The sequence below is a fragment of the bacterium genome (assembly GCA_035281585.1).
Lineage (GTDB): Bacteria > UBA10199 > UBA10199 > DSSB01 > DSSB01 > DATEDP01.
The window spans coordinates 31869-50114 of sequence record DATEDP010000134.1 but is presented as its reverse complement, the minus strand read 5'-3'; the positions used below and the strand labels follow the sequence as shown (position 1 = coordinate 50114).

Annotated in this window: 17 protein-coding genes and 1 tRNA gene; 8 read left to right on the top strand and 10 right to left on the bottom strand. The window is 58.7% G+C overall.

Features of this window, described 5'->3' with window-relative positions; genetic code table 11:
* Positions 1 to 17: 17 nt before the first annotated feature.
* From thrS to VJR29_12055, 5 genes are all read right to left on the bottom strand, one after another.
* On the bottom strand, positions 18 to 1763 hold the full coding sequence (thrS, locus tag VJR29_12075; protein HKY64144.1) for a threonine--tRNA ligase: 1746 nt from the start codon (positions 1761 to 1763) through the stop codon (positions 18 to 20).
* Positions 1764 to 1862: 99 nt separating this feature from the next.
* Positions 1863 to 1936: transfer RNA gene (locus VJR29_12070), tRNA-Val, on the bottom strand.
* Between the two features lie 345 nt (positions 1937 to 2281).
* Positions 2282 to 3229, bottom strand: a complete 948-nt coding sequence (gene meaB, locus VJR29_12065) for a methylmalonyl Co-A mutase-associated GTPase MeaB (protein ID HKY64143.1) — start codon at positions 3227 to 3229, stop codon at positions 2282 to 2284.
* Between the two features lie 66 nt (positions 3230 to 3295).
* Positions 3296 to 4663, bottom strand: a complete 1368-nt coding sequence (locus tag VJR29_12060) for a radical SAM protein (GenBank protein ID HKY64142.1) — start codon at positions 4661 to 4663, stop codon at positions 3296 to 3298.
* Between the two features lie 53 nt (positions 4664 to 4716).
* Entirely contained in the window at positions 4717 to 4923 is a 207-nt protein-coding gene (locus VJR29_12055) for a hypothetical protein (protein ID HKY64141.1), read from the bottom strand.
* 324 nt (positions 4924 to 5247) lie between these two features.
* Here VJR29_12055 and VJR29_12050 point away from each other — a divergent pair, with 324 nt between their 5' ends.
* From VJR29_12050 to VJR29_12020, 7 genes are all read left to right on the top strand, one after another.
* Positions 5248 to 5664: a hypothetical protein gene (locus VJR29_12050; GenBank protein HKY64140.1), complete on the top strand. Its 417-nt coding sequence runs from the start codon at positions 5248 to 5250 to the stop codon at positions 5662 to 5664.
* A gap of 84 nt (positions 5665 to 5748) precedes the next feature.
* Positions 5749 to 6222, top strand: a complete 474-nt coding sequence (locus VJR29_12045; GenBank protein ID HKY64139.1) for a hypothetical protein — start codon at positions 5749 to 5751, stop codon at positions 6220 to 6222.
* A gap of 25 nt (positions 6223 to 6247) precedes the next feature.
* Positions 6248 to 7096: a hypothetical protein gene (locus VJR29_12040; protein HKY64138.1), complete on the top strand. Its 849-nt coding sequence runs from the start codon at positions 6248 to 6250 to the stop codon at positions 7094 to 7096.
* Positions 7097 to 7111: 15 nt separating this feature from the next.
* Positions 7112 to 8146 (top strand): hypothetical protein, encoded by a 1035-nt coding sequence (locus tag VJR29_12035; protein HKY64137.1) that lies wholly within the window; start codon positions 7112 to 7114, stop codon positions 8144 to 8146.
* Entirely contained in the window at positions 8143 to 9207 is a 1065-nt protein-coding gene (locus VJR29_12030) for a hypothetical protein (GenBank protein HKY64136.1), read from the top strand. The genes VJR29_12035 and VJR29_12030 overlap by 4 nt, the downstream gene beginning before the upstream one ends.
* Entirely contained in the window at positions 9207 to 10724 is a 1518-nt protein-coding gene (locus VJR29_12025) for a radical SAM protein (protein HKY64135.1), read from the top strand. Before VJR29_12030 ends, VJR29_12025 begins: the two co-directional genes overlap by 1 nt.
* Before the next feature lie 55 nt (positions 10725 to 10779).
* Entirely contained in the window at positions 10780 to 12087 is a 1308-nt protein-coding gene (locus tag VJR29_12020; GenBank protein HKY64134.1) for a radical SAM protein, read from the top strand.
* A 10-nt stretch (positions 12088 to 12097) separates the two neighbouring features.
* On the opposite strand, the gene VJR29_12015 is transcribed toward VJR29_12020, so the two are convergent.
* Positions 12098 to 13681, bottom strand: coding sequence for a radical SAM protein (locus VJR29_12015; GenBank protein ID HKY64133.1), 1584 nt, complete (start codon positions 13679 to 13681; stop codon positions 12098 to 12100).
* Positions 13682 to 13852: 171 nt separating this feature from the next.
* On the opposite strand from VJR29_12015, the gene VJR29_12010 reads away from it, so the two are divergent.
* The gene (locus VJR29_12010) at positions 13853 to 15181 is read left to right on the top strand and encodes a radical SAM protein (protein HKY64132.1); all 1329 of its coding nucleotides are present in this window, start codon (positions 13853 to 13855) and stop codon (positions 15179 to 15181) included.
* Between the two features lie 6 nt (positions 15182 to 15187).
* Here VJR29_12010 and VJR29_12005 read toward each other — a convergent pair whose 3' ends face one another.
* The 4 genes from VJR29_12005 to thrC form a co-directional block, all read right to left on the bottom strand.
* A complete protein-coding gene (locus tag VJR29_12005) occupies positions 15188 to 15556 on the bottom strand; it encodes a hypothetical protein (GenBank protein HKY64131.1) in 369 nt (122 codons plus the stop codon).
* Positions 15557 to 15569: 13 nt separating this feature from the next.
* Positions 15570 to 15998 (bottom strand): SRPBCC family protein, encoded by a 429-nt coding sequence (locus VJR29_12000; GenBank protein ID HKY64130.1) that lies wholly within the window; start codon positions 15996 to 15998, stop codon positions 15570 to 15572.
* 14 nt (positions 15999 to 16012) lie between these two features.
* Complete coding sequence (gene glpX, locus VJR29_11995) at positions 16013 to 16972, bottom strand: class II fructose-bisphosphatase (GenBank protein ID HKY64129.1); 960 nt, start codon at positions 16970 to 16972, stop codon at positions 16013 to 16015.
* A 160-nt stretch (positions 16973 to 17132) separates the two neighbouring features.
* Entirely contained in the window at positions 17133 to 18182 is a 1050-nt protein-coding gene (gene thrC, locus VJR29_11990) for a threonine synthase (protein ID HKY64128.1), read from the bottom strand.
* Positions 18183 to 18246: the final 64 nt, after the last annotated feature.

The window sequence follows — 18246 nt, the reverse complement described above, 5'->3', positions numbered from 1 at the left end:
TCCTGTTGCCGCCGGACCTAAGCCCGGCTTTCGATTTCTTGGTTCAAGTACTTCAAATAATCGTCGTAGCTCATCGAGCCCTTGTCGCCCTCGCGGCGGCTGCGGACGCTGAGCGTGCCCTCGGCCTGCTCCTTCTTGCCCAGCACCAGCATGTGCGGGATCTTCTGGAGCTGGCCCTCCCGGATCTTGTGCCCCAGCTTCTCGGAGCGATAATCGGCTTCGGCCCGGATGCCTTGCTCCTTGAGCTTGGCCAAAAGTTCGGCGGCATAGTCGTTTTGCTGGTCGGTGATGGGAATCAGGAGGGCCTGAACCGGGGCCAACCAAGTCGGAAACGCGCCCGCGAAATGCTCGATGAGGATGCCGAAGAACCTCTCCAACGAGCCCATGAGCGCCCGATGCACCATGATCGGGCGTTGGCGGCTGCCATCCTCGGCCATGTAGTGAAGGTTGAAGCGCTCCGGGTTGTTGAAATCGACTTGGACCGTGGAGCATTGCCACATCCGGCCAATGGTGTCCTTGATCTTCAAGTCGATCTTGGGACCGTAAAACACCCCTTCTCCGGGGTCAACCGCAAAGGCCAAGCCCTTAGCCTCCAAAGCCCCCCTCAGAGCCTTGGTCGCCAAGTCCCAGTTTTCGTCGCTGCCGACCGATTTTTCGGGCCGGGTCGAGAGGAAAAGCTCGAATTCCTTGAAGCCGAAGTGGCCCAGGAAGCGCATGGTCATCTCCAGGACCCGCTCGACCTCGGCCTGGAGCTGGTCGGGCCGGCAGAAGATGTGGGCGTCGTCCTGGGTGAAGCCCCGGACCCGGAGCAGTCCGTGGAGGACGCCGGAGCGCTCGAAGCGATAGACCGTGCCGAGCTCGCCCAGCCGGACCGGCAGCTCGCGGTAACTCTTCATCCGGTGGTTATAGATCCGGATGTGGAAGGGGCAGTTCATCGGCTTGATCTCGTACTCCTGCCCTTCGACTTCCATCGGCGAGAACATGTTGTCTTTGTAAAACTGGGTGTGGCCGCTGGTGTGCCAGAGGTCGAGCTTGGCCATGTGCGGGGTATAGACCAGCTCGTAGCCTTCGCGGCGATGCTCGCCGCGCCAGAAATCCTCGATGGTTTGGCGGATCCGGGCGCCCTTGGGATGCCAGAGGATCAAGCCCGGGCCCTCCTCTTCCATCATCGAGAAAAGGTCGAGCTCCTTGCCGAGCTTGCGGTGATCGCGGGCCTCGGCCTCGCGGAGCTGGGTCAGATAGGCCTCAAGCTGGGCCTGGTCGGGAAAGGCGGTGCCGTAGACCCGTTGGAGCATTTTGTTCTTCTCGTCGCCCCGCCAATAGGCGCCGGCCACCGAGAGGAGCTTGAAGGCCGCGACCTTGCCGGTCGAGTCGACGTGAGGACCGCGGCAGAGGTCGACGAAATCGCCGTGCTTGTAGAGCGTGATCCTGTCGCCGGGCAGGGCCTCGATGATCTCGAGCTTGTAGATCTCGCCGCGCTTCTTGAAGAGCTCGATGGCCTCGGCCTTGGAGACTTCCTCGCGGCGAAAGGGCTCGTCGCGCTTCACGATCTCGGCCATCTTGGCCTCGATCTTCTCCAAGTCCTCGAGCGTGAGCGGCCGCGGCACTTCCATGTCGTAATAGAAGCCGGTGTCGATGGCCGGTCCGATCGCGAGCTTGGTGCCGGGAAACAGCGCCTGGACGGCGTCGGCCATCACATGGGCGGCGGAGTGACGCAGGCGTTGGAGGGGAGAATAATGTTCTGTTTTATCTTCTTCGAACATAAAAAAACGTGAAACGTGAAAAGTGAAACGTGAAAAGTCCTAGGAATTTTGGAATTCCCTACTTTTCACTTTTCACATTTCACTTTTCACGCCTCATAGTGGATCCGACTGGACTCGAACCAGTGACCCCTTCCATGTCAAGGAAGTACTCTAACCAACTGAGCTACGGATCCTAATCCTGCAGGCTTGCTCGGCAAAGCCGAGCAAGCTAACAAACTTTGGCCTAATGATCCGCCCTCCCCGCGTCTCTTCGAGACGCGGCGGCCAACTGAGCTACGGATCCTAAAACTCATCCAACGGTTTGAAAACTAAGAAAAAACCGTGGGCCGCCGTGCATATCCGGGCGGTCAAGCGAAGTCAATCTCTTTTTAAAACGGACAGATTCGGGGAATGACAAGTATTTACAGTGGCTTAGCAGTAGGAATCTTGTAGGGGCGACCCTTGCGGTCGCCCCGGCTGTAGCGGCGGCAATTTCAGTGCCTGGGGCACCCGCAAAGGTGCCCCTACGGGAGCTCTCGCTATTTATCCGGGAATAGTTTGGGAAAGATCGCGGCCGCGCCTTCATAGGCGCTGATTTCGCCCTTCAAGACCCTTTCCCGCAGCTTTTCAACCTCAGGGGAACTCCCCCGGTCGGTCCGGAAGTGATTTCGAAACTCTTCTTGAAGAATCTCCTCCAATTCCGCTTCGCGGAGCGCCAGGAGTTTGGCCTGGAGCTTGGATGAGCCCGCCAAGTGTTGGCGATGCTTTTCCAAGGTCTCGACCAGCTCGGCGATGCCGACGTTCTGGAAGGCTTGGGTCTTGAGCACCGGCACGGTCCAATCGCCCTGCTGCGGACTCATCTCGAGCATCGAGCGCAGCTCGTAGAAAATCTTGTCGGCGCCCTCGCGGTCGGCCTTGTTGACGACGAAGACGTCGGCGACCTCGAGCAGCCCGGCCTTCATCGTTTGGATGGTGTCGCCGGACTCCGGCGTCAAGACGACCACCGTGCTGTGGGCGATCTCCATGATGTCGAGCTCGGTCTGGCCGACGCCGACGGTCTCGATCAGGATCCAGTCCATGCCGAAGGCGTCCATCAGCCGGACCACGTCGCGGGTCGCCCGCGAGACGCCGCCGTGGGCGCCGCGGCTGCCGAGGCTGCGGATGAAGACGCCCTCGTCGGAGGCGTGATCCTGCATCCGGATCCGGTCGCCGAGCAGAGCCCCGCCGCTGAAGGGCGAGCTGGGATCGATGGCGACGACGCCGACCTTTTTCCCGAGCTTGCGGCCCTGGGCGATCAAGCGATTGACCAATGTCGATTTGCCGGCGCCGGGCGGACCGGTGATGCCGATGTAATAGGCTTTGCCGAGATGGCCGTGGATTTGGCTCATCACCGAGGACAGCTTGTCGCTTTGGTTCTCGACCAGAGTGATCAGGCGCGAGAGCGCCAGACGATCGCCGGCGAGGAATTTTTCGAGGATATCGGCCACGGTTCGTGGCTAACAATTGAAGTCTCGGCTCGCAACGGAAAATAAAATGGCGCCGGTGCCGGGAGACTAATTCATCACCGGGAAGCTGTCGGCGGGAGCGACTCGACTTTTGATCTCTAAATTACTGATTTTATTCATCATTTTACGGTGAAGCTTTTTAAATTCCACCAGGATCAAATCGAAGCGCTCCGGCGAAATGACCGTGTTGAGATAAGGATAGAGATCGGTGCTGTAATTGGGAAAGTGGGCGCACTCCTTGAGAACGCTGAAGTCCATCTTTTCGTCGACCAAACCGCGCTGAGCCGCCGTCTTCCAGAGGTCGGTTCCCGGCCAAGGAATCGCGACGTTGAATTCGATTTCCAATAGCTTGTCGAGATTCCTCTCCACGAATGCGTAAGTCGACCAAAGGTCTTCCTCGCTTTCGTTGGGATGACCCAAGATCACCGAGCAGGATGGATAGATGCCACTGTCGGAAAGCAGGTCGATGGCCCGTTGGTTCTCATCGATGGTCGAAGCCGGCTTGATCTGGGACAAGACGCGCGAGCTGCCGGATTCGGCGCCAAAGGCGATATACAGCATGTTCATCCGGCGAAAGGACTCGACAAGGTCTTCGTCGATGAGATTCGCTCGCCCCCAACAGCCGAAAGAAACGTCGCCGCTCAAGCCCTCGGCCGCCACGCGCTCGGCGATCTCCTTGGTGCGCTTGCGATCCACGATGTAAAGGTCGTCGAAAATTCGGATGTACTTCACATCGGAAAAGGATCGCTTGATGGAAAGTATTTCATCGACGACATATTGGGGGCTATGCTTTCGATACCCTTCGGTCACTCCGGGAATCACGCAAAAGCCGCAGGTATAAGGACATCCTCGCGACGTCATCAAGTAAGCCGTTCCGAGCTGGCGAATGAAAGAGCTTCGATCCGGCGGTGGGATGCTGTCGAGCTCGGCGATGTTCTCCCGAGCCGGCGTTTGTTGCAAAACTTCTCCGTCGCGGAAAACCAATCCCCGGATTTTCGCCAAAGCCTTCGGTTCCGGCAAGGCGCCGGCCGCCAAGATCCCGGCAACAAGTTGAAAGAAAGTCTCCTCTCCTTCTCCCAGGACGCCCACGTCGAAGGCCGAAGGGAGAGTTCGAGGCAAGGCGGTGATATGGACTCCGCCCAATATCGTGATGGGATTCCAAGTGCTCTTGGCCCGTTGGGCCACCGACTTGGCGAACTCGAAATTTTCGGTGACCGAGGAAACGCCCAGGATTTCGGGACGGAGCGCCGCCAAATCCTCCAGCCGATCTTTGATGTGGATTTCCACCGGCAAGCCCTTCTTGCGAAGGTAGGCGGCGAGGTAGAGCGGGGCCAAATTGGCCATGTACCGTTTTGGGAAATCTTCGCCGGGCAGGCGATGATCCTCACGGATCGCTGTCAAAAGGCCGATTTTCATGGTCGGTGGACTTGATCCTTCAAGTCGCCACGGCCAACGCCAATCGCGGGCTTTTAGGCGCGAGGGGCGTTCGGGTCGGTGTTGGCGCCCGCGGTGGAGCTGGCGGCGGATGAAACCGGAGCGCCGGAGGCGGATTGGGCCTCGGTCGGCTTGGTGGCGGCCATATTAGCCGAATCAGTCAAAGCCTCGGTCGAGGACTCGATGGTTTGCTGAGCCTGAGCCTGGCTCGGCTTCGCCGCATCGCTGATGGTTCTATTCATTTCGGTGGGGGACATCCCCGGTGGAATTGGGCTCGTGGTCATAAATTTCCTCCTAAAACTCGCATACCCGAGATTTATCGCATTTCAGCGACCCCATTGTTGCGGATTTGAGTAACAAATAAAATGCCAAAATGGCGAAGGCCTTGGTTCCTGCCGAATGACGCGGCAAGTCATTCAATGGATTGCCTCGTTGATCAATATGAGGCTATTATTCCGTATTTGGCAACTTTCGCCGGTTTTTCTCACGATAACATTCCAAGGATTCGTGTGAAGGGCATTATTTAGGGAGGTCGTACCTTGGTTGGAGTAGGAGCAGCAGTCGTCGTGGCAGCGGTCGTCGTGGCAGCCGGAGTCGGCATCGCCGCCGGCGTTGCCGCTCATGCCGCCAGCGAAGCGGCCGAGGCCAATGCCGAGGCCCAAAAATACGTCGCCGATGCCAACGCCCGAGCCACCGTCGAGGCCGCCAAGCAAGCGGCTGAAGCCCAAAAGACCTCCGCCATGCACGACATGCAGGCTCGCCAGCATGAGGCCGACGTCGCTCATGAGACCGAGATGGAGTACCTAAAGCAAGACAAGTGGCTGGCGATCCGCGAGGACGACAACCAAGCTTACTGGCAGAACACCCAGGATCAAATCGACTCCATCGACATGTATTATGGGGGCGAAGGCTCTTGGGGCTTGGGATCCGAGTCGGACTACGACTATGGGATGGACGACGGCGAGACCATTGATTTTAGCTAGAAATCAACTTGGGCTCCCGATGTATTTATAGACGGACTTTCAGCATTTGAATAGAATGGGCTGAGCACTAATAGGAGAATACTTATGGTTGGAGTAGGAGCAGCAGTTGTCGTCGCCGCAGTCGTGGTTGCGGCCGGTGCGGCCATCGCGGCCGGCGTCTCCGCGTCGGCGGCCAGTGATGCGGCCGAGGCCAATGCCGAAGCGCAAAAATACGTTGCCGATGCCAATGCGAGGGCCACGGTCGCGGCAGCCACTGAGGCGGCCGACGCCCAAAAAACCTCCGCCATGTACGATATGCAGGCTCGCCAACACGAGGCCGACGTCGCCCACGAAACCGAAATGGAGTACCTGAAACAAGACAAGTGGCTGGCCCAGCGCGAGGATGACAACCAATCCTACTGGCAAAACACCCAATCACAAATTGACTCCATCGACATGTATTACAGCTCGGAAGGCTCTTGGGGCTTGGGCACCGAGGCTTCTTACGATTATGGCTACGACACCGGCGGCACGGGTACGGGCGGCGGTGAAGGCCCCTATTCCGACGCTTACTCTTAAAAACACAAAATCTTAGGAGGATCCCTTGGAAGGCAAAGATCCCCTCATCGAAGTCAATAAGCGGGCAATGGAATTCATTTGGAACAAAGTTCCAAAGGAAGAGAAAGGCGGCGTCGAGTACGTGACCTATGTCGCTACCGACATCCCGTTCCTCTATTACTCGGGCTTGGTCGACACCAGCAAGTATTCCCGCAAGGAATGGGAAGCGGCGTTCGAAGATTGCCTGGGCGAGGACGGCCGTTACTGGATCAGCCACGAGAAAATGATTTGGCTGGGACGTTTTCGCTATTGCAAAACCGTCAGCGAGCCCTTCGATCCCCTCAAAATGCGGGTCGGGAAGTATCCGGTCGATCGCCTTTGGAGATTGTTCGAAGCCTCGGTCATCCCTTCCTGCTCCTTGCCTCCGCTCTTTTTAAGGAACGTCTTCGACCAGATGTTCCGTCAGAAGAAGAACCTCAAGAAGCTCTTCGAAAAAGACCTCAAGAACATCAAGGACAAGGGCGCCGACTTCAACGAGGACAGTTTGGACGGCATGCCCCAAGTGGAGGTTGTCGGAAACGAGACTTTCGTCGAGTTGACCAAGGAGCATTTACAGCGCCTGAAACAAACGCTGGACACCTACCCTTCTCCGCGCCGCAAGCTTGAGATGTCCGTCGAGCAAAGCCGGCTGGATCGACTGCAACAATTGTCGGACGTCGCAAAAAATCCGCAGAAGAGCAGCTTCGAGGCAGGCAAAGACTTCCGCGAAACCACTAAGAAGAGCTTGAAGGACATGCTCGTCAAGGCCTCCGAAAACGTCACCGCCGGCCGCAAGCCGACCGGCGAAGTGATTGACGTTAAAAGCCTCCAAAATAAGCGGCCGACTAAATTCTGATTCGAAACCAAGGCCATGCAAAAACAGGATCCTAACATCCTCGATGTGACCGTCCGCGACGGCGGCTATCTCATCAGTCACAAATATACGCCCGAAAAAGTGGCCCAAATCGCGGTCGGCCTCCAGGAAGCCGGCATCACCCACGCCGAGATCTCCCATGGAGTCGGCATCGGCGGCCGAATGATGGGCTTCCCGGGTCTGGTCGACGACGAACAGCTCCTCGAAGCCGCCAAGGAAGCCGCGCCCAATCTCAACCTCACCATTTTCATCTCGCCGGTTGAAATCGCCTTGCCCATTTTGCCGGGCTTGCTGGACTTCTTCGAAATCGGGCGGATCGGTTGCAACGTCAACCAAGTGTCCGAGGCCGAAAAATACGTCCAGAAGCTGAAGAAATACGGCAAGACCGCCTCCATTCAGCTTTCACGCTGCCACGCCCTCCCGCCCGAGGAAGCCGCCAAGGGAGCGAAGCAGGCGGTGGAGCTCGGCGCCGATATCGTCTATGTGGTCGACACCTTCGGAAGCATGCTGCCCGAAGACGTTCGGGCCTACCTGAAGGCGGTCAAAGCCGAAGTGAAAGTCCCGATTGGATTTCACGGTCACAATACCTCGGGTGTCGCCATTCCGAATGCGCTGGCGGCCGTCGATGAAGGGGTCGCCTGGGTCGACGCCTCCCTGATGGGGGTGGGCCGGGGCTCCGGCAACGCATCGCTCGAGAAGCTGGTGGCCGCCCTGCAAGAAAGAGGAAGCCATTCCGCCGTCCATCTCGACCGGCTGGCCCGGGCCGCCGAGTCCCTACTGGGGATTTTCGGCAGACCCCCCTCGGTGAACTACGGCGAGCTGCTTTTATCCATCGAGCGAATCGACTTCAGCCCCGTTTCTTTCTTGGATCTCTGCGCCCACGCGGCCGGAACCTCGCTCGAGGACTTCATCATGCAGACCCATCACAAGATGAAGGGATCCTTGGTCATGACCGAGGATCATCTGAAGGAAACCTTGAACGAATACGGCGTCGACTACCAAAAATTGGTGGAGGTCTTGAAGGGACAATGAACGGCGAAAACCTCCAAATCATCGATGTCACCATCCGCCAGGGCGGATTCATGGTCCACAACAACGTGCTCAAGGAGCAGGTGGCGGACATCGCCAAGGGCCTCGAGGAAGCCGGGGTCTCTTGGATGGAAGTTAGCCACGGCCGCGGCATCGGCGCCAAGCGGGCCGGCTATCCGGGCCTGTTCCCCGACAGCGAGCTGCTGAAGGCCGCCCGCAAAGCCGCTCCCAAAATGAAATTGAGCGGGTACCTCAGCCCCTATCCTTACAGCATTCTCGACGTGGAATCGGTCGCCAAGCTGGTCGACGCCTTTCGCCTCAGCATCGACCTGGACGATGCCAGCAAGAGCGTTGAAAACGTCCGGGCCGTGGCCAAAACCGGCGTCCCGGTGACTGCCTTGCTGGAGCGGGCCCACCGGCTGGATCCCGAAAAGGTCGTCGAAGTCGCCGCCAAGCTCGAGGAGGCCGGGGCCAAGGCCTTCTGTTTGGCCGACACTTTCGGCAGCATGACCTCCGACGACGTCCGAAAGTATTTCGAGGAGCTGCGCCGCAAGACCTCTTTGCCCCTGGGTTTCCAAGGCTTCGACACCACCGGCCGAGCCATCGGCAACAGCTTGGCCGCCCTCGACGCCGGCGCCGAATCGCTGGACGCTTCCCTCCTGGGCCTCGGGCCCTCGGGCGGAATGGCGGCGCTGGAGACCTTGGCGGCCCTGGCGCCCCGGCTGCCCAAAAAGCTCCGCCTCGACCTCAAGCAGCTTTGCCTGACCGGACGTTGGTATGCCTTGCCGGCAATGCGATATTTGCCGAGCTTGCGCAGCGCCGACCTCCTCCTCTCCAAGCGCAAACTCGATTACTATCCGGTGGAATTCCTGGAGCGGCTGGCCGGCATCCTCGAGATGGACTTGGAGATGATGCTGGCCCAGCTCGATGCGGTCAAAGGCGATCGCTTGCGACTCAAGGAAATCGACCTGCGGGAGTTTCTCGCCCAACAAAACCTGGATTTCGACGTCGTGCTCGAATTCATCAAGACCGGCCGCATCCCCGACGTGGAGGCCTCGTCCTGATGAAGGTATGCCTCATCAGCCCTCCCACCAGCCGTGTTCAAGATGAGCTGTTCTTCCCGATGGGACTGGTGGCCATCGGCACCGCCGCCCGCGAAGGCGGTTTCGACATCGAAATCCTGGACCTCGACTTGGAGCTCAGGCGCCAACCCGAGCTCCGGCACGATTTCGCGGCCTTCGAAGCCTACGTTCGCCGGGAAGCCCGCAACCGGGAAGCCCGGGTTTTCGGAATCTCGAGCATTTGCAGCAATTATCCCTACGCCTTGGAAATCGGCGAGTGGATCCGGCAAGAGCGGCCCGACGCCAAGATCGTCTTTGGCGGCCCCCAACCCTCCTCGGTGGCGCCGGCGACCATGGAAGCCTATCCTTCCATCGACGTCATCGTCGTGGGCGAGGGTGAAGTCGGCTTCCTGGAGTTGCTCCGGTCGGATTGGAGCCCCGACTCCCTCAGCAAAATTTTGGGGATTTGCTACCGGGAGAACGGAGAGCTGCGCTCGACCCCGCCCCGCCCGTTGCTCGAGGATCTCGACTCGCTGCCGATTCCGGACTTCAGCTTGGTCGATTTGAGAGCTTATAAGCACGGCCATGTTTGGCCCGCCATGATCGAAGCCGGCCGAGGCTGCCCTTTCCGGTGCAACTTCTGCTCGACCGCCGAAATGTGGGTGCGCAAATATCGCGTGAAGAGCCCCCAGCGGATCTACCGGGAGATGGAGATTCTCAACGCCGAATACGGGATGGGCTATTTCTCCCTGACCCACGACAATTTCACCACTTCGCCGGTCTACAACCGAAAATTTTGCCGCTGGTTTTTGGAGAACAACCGCAAGGGCTTCTCTTGGGATGCCAGCGCTCGGACCGACACCGTGACGATCGACGACTTGGATCTCATGCATCGAGCCGGTTGCCGGGGATTGTTCTTTGGAGTCGATTCAGGCTCGCCGAGAATCCAGGACTTGATCGACAAGCATCTCGATCTTGAAGAGTTCAAAAGCATTCTGCTCGAGGCCGTGAAATTGGGGATCCCGGTTACGACTTCCTTCATCGTCGGCTTCCCCGAGGAAACGGTCGAGGAGCTCGACGCCACGATCTCCTTGGGCCTCTGGTCGAAGTACGCCGGGGCCCGCGAAGTCCAGTTTCACCGGCTTTCGCCTTTGGCGAGCACCAAGGTTTACGCCAAAAATTCCGGAAATTTGCGGTTCAGCCCCGTCGTCTCGGACATGTCGATCATCATCATGTCGGACTTCGGCCTGCTCCGGAAAATCAATCGCCATCCTTCCCTGTTTTCCTCTTTTTTTGAAATTCCGATGCCGGCCGTCCCGGATATCGACATGTTTTGCTTCAGCAATTTTTACCATGCCCTGGTCAATGACATCGGCGCCCCGCTTTACGGCTACCTCAAGAAGAGGAACGTGAGCCCGGTGGGCTTTTACCAAGGATGGTATGCCCAAAACCGTCAGACCGAGTATTCCCGGCTTTTAACCAAGCCTTATGTCTTGGACACCGTGGTTGAATGCTTTTAAACTGGGGGAAGGAAACTTTCGCCCCCTGAGCCTTCGATAATCTTTGAGAGGCCCCATGCGTCGTACCATCGCCTTTGTCACCCCTTTCGTGTTCCTGCGGGACGATTATATCTTCTCGCCCCACTCCGGCCTCGACCACATGCTGCGGGTCAACTATCGCAAGCATTTCTTCCGACGCCCCAACGTCAGCCTTTTGACCCTCGCCAGCTACCTCGATGACCGTTACGAAATCGACTACGTCGACGAGCAATATGCCCCCATCGACTTCGGCAAGAGCTACGATATCGTCGCCATCAGCATCATGACCGTCAATGCCTTCCGGGGTTACGAGATCGCCGACCGTTTCCGGGCCCAAGGCTGCCATGTCATCATCGGCGGCATTCACGCGACGCTGGCGCCGGCCGAGGCCAAAGAGCACGCCGACACCGTCGTGGCCGGCGAAGGCGAGGAAGCTTGGCAGCAATTCCTGGCCGATTTCGAGGCCGGCAAGCCTCAGCCCTATTATTACGGCGGCTCGATGAACCTCGATGAATCGCCCCCGCCCCGCTACGATCTGCTGCCGAACGATTATTTCTACAGCCCGCTGTTCCAGAAAGAGGTCTACAGCTTCCAATACTCCCGGGGCTGTCCGCACCGCTGCAATTTTTGCGCGAGTTCCAAGGCCTATGGCAAGAAGTACCGGACCAAGAGCGTCGATCACTTCATCGCCAGCGTGGAGAGCGCGGCCGAGCGGGCCAAGGGCGACTTCGTTCTTTTCTTCGCCGACGACGATATCACCATCAAGCGCAAGGCCTCGATCGAGCTTTTCAACCGGCTGGCCGACTTCCCCTTGAAATGGGTCGGCTGCGCCGACATCGCCATCTCCGACGATCCCGAGCTCATGAGCTCGATGGCGAAGGCCAATTGCGAGGCCGTCATCGTCGGCCTGGAATCGCTGGATGGGACGATCCTGGAGACGGTGGATCCCTTCAAGGCCAAGTATTTCAAGAACAACTACGGCGAATGTGTCGATCGGATCATGGATGCCGGGCTCCCTATTTTCGGGTCTTTCATCGTCGGCTTCGACGGCGACGACGAGCGAACCTTCCATCGGATCTTCGAGTTCACCATGAAACATGGCTTTCCCAAGTCTTCGGTTTCGATGCTGGTGCCCTATCCTCAGACCGCCATTTACGACCAACTGAAGGCCGAAAACCGCCTTCTCTTCGACAAGTATTGGGATAAGTGCAGCGGGGCCTACCCCCTGTATCGCCCGCGCGATCTCACCGTCGACGAGCTCCTCGAAGGGACCTATTGGATCAGCCGAAAACTGGCCAGTGCCAGCGACAGCCGCGACAACCAAAGCCGCATGCTTAAGATGTAGCCAAATCCCGTCAAGAAGCCAAAGCGACTTTCCCAGGATTCAGCAAGACATTCATCAATCGGACCGCCTCGGCATCGGCCAAGTCTTTCTCTTCAATGCCGTAGTGCATCTTGGCGACCGAATACATGTTTTGGAAATGTTCCCGAAGGTCTTCGGATGGGATATGGGGCGAGGAAAACTCCAAGGCTCGCTTCATCCTTTCCTTGGAGAAGTAAAAGCGCAATCCGAATTCCTTGACGAAGCCCTGGAGGAATTCGGGGCCGACCGAGCTGATCATCCGCTTCGTGTACTTATAGAAAGTCGCGGCGCCCAAGTTCTCGTGATGATCGTAACCCCCGACTTGATCGTAGATCGGAGTGCCTTCGAAGGGGCTCAGCTTAAACAGCGTGACGTCGTGGTGGCGCAGGCCGAGGTTGTAGTCTAAGGTCATCGCCATCTCTTCTTCGGTTTCTTCCGGGAAATCGACCATGTTGAAAGTCGTCACCAAAACCCCGCGCTCCACGCAATAAGCGATCGTGTCTGATAATTTATTGAAATTATTGTATTTTTTAATCATCTTCTGAATGCGGGGCGAAGCCGATTCCACTGCGAAGGAGCTTTGGCAGAGCCCGGCGTCAACCATCTTGTCGATCAGCTCATGGGTGAGGATGTCGCCGCGCATTCCCCGAGGAAAAGAGAAGCGGATCTTCATTCCGCTTTTAAGAATGAGATCGCAAAGCTGATGGGCCCGCTTGATGTTGAGATTGAAGATGTCATCCCAGAAGAAAAACTCCCGGACTTCGTGCTCACGGTAGTAATAGGACATCTCCTCGAAAACGTTCTCGGCCGAGCGCCAGCGGACGGTTTTGCCGCTGAGGTTGTGGCAGTAGGTGCATTCGTAGGAGCAGCCCCGCGAGCTGAAAATCGGCATGCTCTTGAGCGGCGGCGTAATGATCCGGTAGGCGCGCTTATAGTGATCGAGATTGATGAGGTCGATGGCCGGCCACGGAACTTGATTGAGATCCTTGACCATCGGGCGGGTCGAGGTCAGGCGCACCTCGCCGTCTTCCCCGCGGTAACCGATCCCCTGGACCTGCGACAAATCGCCCTTTTCCAGCAAAACCCGCATCAATTCGGGCAGGGTCTCTTCGGCTTCGAACAAAACCCCGACATCGAGGCAAGGATCCTCCAAGGCTCGACGCGGCGAAGAAGACAAATACGGGCCGCCTCCCAAGACTGTGGCTTGGGGCGCCTCTTCCTTGGCGATCTTGGTGACTTGATGGAAAACATGGGCGAAGGGCAGCATCGAAGAGAGCCCGATGAAGTCGGGCTTGGCCTTCTTGATTTTCGCGCGCAAATCCTCGGCTTCCAGGCATTCGAAAGCCATGTCGCAGTATTGAATGTCGATGCCGGGGAAGGTTTTGCGGAGGATGGACGCCAGGGTGAGGATGCCGAGCCGGGGGTTGCCTCCGATGGGATTGCGGGGGCCGTGGATCCGCTTGACCCGGTCCATCGTTTCTTCGACTTGGCGGTCGGAAAGGTCCGGCATCACCTTTTCCAACTGGCAGCGGACCGCATCCCGAATGTCATCGACGTAAATGAAGAGGAATTTCATCGAATTCGTCCCATCTCCCATTATCTATCGGCAGCACCGCTAGCGGCAATTGCGAAATAACGCCAAAATACCCCAATTTTAGGTAACTTTGAGCCCTCCGACCCCCGATAAACCCTAGAGAGTCCTTGGAATCGGGTCCTTCGGCCCGTAAAATAGAGCCCAGATCCCCCCATGAAGATTGCCCTCATCCATCCCCGAATCCGCTATCGCTGCGAAAACCCGGCGATCCAGGAATACGTCAACCGGTGGTACCGCGACATTTTCTCCCGGGCCTTCAACTTGAACCTGCTGCGCCTCGGCTCGTTGACGTCCGATGAGCACCAGGTTCGGCTTATCGACGAAAATTACGAGAGTCTCGATTTCGACGAAGCCTTCGACATCGTCGCGGTCACCGCGATGACCTACCAAGCCGAAAGGGCCTACGAAATCGCCGCCGAATTCAAGGCCCGAGGCCGGTGCTGGACCATCCTCGGCGGGATCCACGCCTCGGTCGCGGCCGAGGAAGCGGCCCTCCGTTTCGACTCGGTCTGCGTCGGCGAAGTCGAGTCGATCTGGTCCGAGTACCTCGGCGACGTCGCCCGGGGATCGCCCCGCCAATTCTATCGCGGCGGGCTAGCCCAGCTCGAGGATGAGCCGATGCCCCGCTTCGAGCTGGTCAAACCTTGGGTTCAGCCCCGGCAAGCCGGGAGCTTCCATTACTTTCCGGTGATGAGCACCCGCGGCTGCCCCCGAGGCTGCGATTACTGCAGCGCGACCTATCTTTTCGAGGGCAAATACCGCAAAAAGGCCATCGACCGGGTCCTGGCCGAAATCCGATCGATCAAGACGACCGCGGCCGAGCTCGGCCTCGAAAATTACCATGTCGAATTTTGCGACGACAACTTCATCATCGACCGCCGGCGGACCAAGGAATTGCTGGCCGCGATGGTCGACGAAAAGATCGGCTATACCGCCTCGCTGGACATCGCCGCCTCCGACGACCCCGAGGTGCTGGAGCTGCTCAGCGCCAGCGGCTGCAAGGTCGTCTCGATCGGCTTGGAGAGCCTCGAGGTCAACATCCTCGAGGACCTCGGCCAATGGAAGAAGGCCCAGCGCCGAAAAGTCGAGCGCAACCTCCGGGCTTTCTTCGATTACGGCATCATGCCGGCGGTGAATTTCATGGTCGGCTCCGACGGCACCGACCACCGGCTTTTCTCCAATATCCGCAGCTTCCTCGAGGAGTTCCCGGTCCTCTACAACCTGCTCTTCTTCACGCCCTTCCCGGGCACCCCTTACCGCGAGCAGCTCGATCGCCAAGGCCGGCTGCGGCCCGACAAGACTTGGCAGGACTACAACCTCTTCAACCTGGTCTTCGAGCCGACCGGCATGTCGAAAGAGGAGCTCTACGAGGAATTCATCGGCATCCGGTCGGAATACGACCACCTCCGCCAATACCTTCGGATCAAGAAGAGCCTCTCGGCCAGAAGGCCGGAGCAGGCCCTTTCCCAGGCGATTTATTGATTGGGCTCAGTCGCGATGGCTGGATTTTTTGACGGCCACCTTCGCTTGGTGGGCGTGGATCTTTTTGTCGAAGGTCAGCTTGGCGTCGAGGTGAAGCTGAAGGCCCGAGAGCGCCTTCTGGACCTCCTCATGGACCTTGATCTTGGAGAGGAACTTGGAGAGCTCGCCGCCGACCAAGGTCAGTAGCTCATCCTTCTGCTTGAGGACGGTGTCGAGGACGTAGCCCATGGCCTCCTTGGGCATCTTCATCTCGCCCAAGGATTTGCGGATGCCCTCCTCGGTCATGAAGATGGCGCCCAGGCCGGTCAGCAGGATCCGTTTGGCCACCTCGGGCAGCCCGCCCTTCTTGCCGGATTTTTCCTCGTCGAAGCCCATTGCGTGACTCCTTCTAGGCCAGCTCTTCGGCCCTTTCCTTGAACTGCTTCATCATCGTCGGCAAGTTGGTGCCGATCAGCTTGTTGGAAATCGCCTTCGGCACCATCGCGCCCAAGTCCATGTCGATCTCATAGTGGGCCTCGGTCAGGCCCTTCTTGCTTTCCTTGAGCTTCCACTTGCCGGAGTTGCTCTTCATCAGGTCGCCCTCGACCAGCTCCCAAGAAAGGCCGCTGGGCGGGCTCAGCTTGATGTCGAGAGTATAGCGGATCCTCTTGATCAGGTTGATCGAGAAAGTCACGCGGAGGCTCTTGCCGGACTTCTTATCGATGACCACTTCTTTGGTCTCGGGAAGGAACTCGGGATAAGCCTCGAAGTCGCTGATGACCTCGAAAACCGTTTTGATGGGAGCCTCGATATGGATGGAAGCGGTCGTAACGGACATAGATGAAGTGAGCCTTAAGAGTAATTGGGTTTAGTGTCGAAGTGGTGGGTGGCCTCGATGTAACGGACGGTGCGGGAGAACGAGCGCATCACCAAGGAATGGGTATGGGCCCCACCGCCGAAGAACCGGACGCCTTTCAGGTAGTCGCCGTTGGTCACGCCGGTGGCGGCGAACATGACGTCCTTGCCCTGGGCGAGCTCATTGATCTTGAAAACCCGGTTGATGTCGTCGATGCCCATCTTTCGGGCCCGCTCGATCTCTTCATTATTGCGGGGCTTGAGCCGGCCTTGGAAGTCGCCGCCGAGGCAGCGCAGGGCCGCCGCGCCGAGAACTCCCTCGGGAGCGCCGCCGATGCCGAAGAGAATGTCGACGCCGGACTTGGGTTCGCAGGTCGAGATCGCGGCCGAGACGTCGCCGTCGCCGATGAGCTTGATGCGGGCGCCGGCCTCGCGGATCTCGCGGATCAGCTCCTTGTGGCGGTCGCGGTCGAGGACGATGGCGGTGAGATCCTGGACTTTGTATTCCTTGGCCCGGGCCAGCTCTTGGAGGTTCCAAGTCGGCGATTTGTTGATGTCAATGATGCCGACGCCCTCGGGACCGACCGCGATTTTGTCCATGTAAGTATCGGGGGCATGGAGGAAATGCCCCTGCTCGGCGATGGCGATGACCGAGATGGCGTTGGGGCCGCCGGTGGCGCAGAGGCTGGTGCCTTCGAGCGGATCGAGCGCGATATCGACCTTGATGTTGCCGCCCTTCCCGACCTTCTCACCGATGTAGAGCATCGGCGCCTCGTCGCGCTCGCCCTCGCCGATGACGACGGTGCCGTCGAAATCGATGCCGTTCAAGGCCCGGCGCATCGCATCGACGGCCGCCTGGTCGGCGGCATTGGCGTCGCCGGTGCCCATCAGCCGGGCGCAGCTTAGGGCGGCGGCCTCGGTGACTCGCACCATTTCGAGAGCTAAATTGCGATCCATGGACAACCCTTCAGAATAATGGAATTTTCTGTGCTAATAGCCGAGCCCCTTGGAAAATCAAGGAAAAACCCAAGATTTTGGCAATTGTAGGGGCACCCCTTGCGGGTGCCCGAGCAAGCCGATTGCGATCGGCGCCGGCGGGCGACCGCAAGGGTCGCCCCTACAGAGACAACTTCTCCAGGACCTGTTCGGCCTTGGGCTCGATTTCGAAAGGCGCCGGGCAAACCTTGATTGCGGTGTCGGGGTCCTTGAGGCCGTGGCCGGTCAAGGTGCAGACCACCGTATCGCCTTTCTTGAAGATCCCCTTCTTGGCCGCCTTCAAGACGCCGGCGATCGAGGCCGCCGAGGCCGGCTCGCAAAAATACCCATCGAGCGAAGCGACCAGCCGGAAAGCCTCAAGGATCTCCTCGTCGCTGACCGAGTCGATGTGGCCCCGGGACGCTTCGATGGCGCGAAGCGCCGGTTGCCAACTGGCCGGATTGCCGATGCGGATGGCGCTGGCCACGGTCTCGGGGTTCTTCACCCGGTGACCGAGGACGATGGGGGCGGCGCCGGCGGCTTGATAGCCGCACATCTGGGGAAGGACCTTGGATTTGCCGGCCTCATGATAGCGCTGGTAACCGGCCCAGTAGGCGGTGATGTTGCCGGCGTTGCCGACCGGGATGAAATGGAAATCGGGGGCCCTCCCCAAGGCCTCGACGATTTCATAGGCCGCGGTCTTTTGACCTTCGATGCGGAAGGGATTGATGCTGTTGACCAAGGTCACCTTGGGATTGGCCGCGACTTCCTTCACGACCTCCAACGCCTCGTCGAAGTTCCCCTTCACCTGAAAAACCTTGGCGCCGTGGATCATCGCCTGGGAAAGCTTGCCGTAAGCGATCTTGCCCTGAGGGATGACCACGATGGCCTCCATCCCGGCCCGAGTGGCGTAGGCCGCGGCCGCCGCCGAGGTGTTGCCGGTGGAGGCGCAAATGACGGCACGCGATCCGGCCTCGTGGGCCTTGCTCACGGCGTAGGTCATGCCCCGGTCCTTGAAGGAGCCGGTGGGGTTGAGCCCTTCGAGCTTGTAGTAAAGCTGGATATCGAGCTTGAATTGCTCGACCAAGCGGATCGAAGGCAAGAGCGGCGTGTTGCCCTCGTTCAAAGTGATCACCGAGCCCTCGGCGACCTGGAGGTATTGACGGTATTGACGAATAATGCCGGAATACATTTCAGTCCTTTCCCTCCCCTTTGTAAGGGGAGGGTTAGGGAGGGGTAGAAAGTCGGCGCCTTGC